Source organism: Paenibacillus rhizoplanae (assembly GCF_042684125.1).
Lineage (GTDB): Bacteria > Bacillota > Bacilli > Paenibacillales > Paenibacillaceae > Paenibacillus_AQ > Paenibacillus_AQ rhizoplanae.
Genome location: NZ_JBHUKY010000092.1, coordinates 737 through 1175, shown reverse-complemented (window position 1 = coordinate 1175; position 439 = coordinate 737). Strand labels below are relative to the sequence as shown.

Sequence of the window (439 nt, the reverse complement as noted above, 5' to 3'; positions counted from 1 at the left end):
TCACGTGCCCCGCACTACTCGGGATCCGTCTCGGAGAGAACACAGTTTAGGCTACAGGGCTTTTACCTCTATCGCGGGCCTTTCCAGACCTCTTCACCTACCATATTCCTTTGTAACTCCATGTGAGACGTCCCACAACACCAAGAGGCAAGCCCCTTGGTTTAGGCTGTTCCGCGTTCGCTCGCCGCTACTGACGGAATCACTATTGTTTTCTCTTCCTCAGGGTACTTAGATGTTTCAGTTCCCCTGGTCTGCCTCTGCATTTCCTATGTATTCAGAAATGAGTAACTGCGAATTACCACAGCTGGGTTTCCCCATTCGGACACCCCCGGATCAAAGCTTGCTTACAGCTCCCCGAGGCAGTTTCGTTGTTCGCCACGTCCTTCGTCGGCTCCTGGCGCCTAGGCATCCTCCGTGTGCTCTTAGTAGCTTAACCAAT

General features: G+C 52.8%; 1 rRNA gene. It reads right to left on the bottom strand.

The features are described 5' to 3' along the window. Window positions 1-436: ribosomal RNA gene (locus ACFSX3_RS30640) — 23S ribosomal RNA — on the bottom strand; the annotation flags it as partial. Window positions 437-439 lie beyond the last annotated feature (3 nt).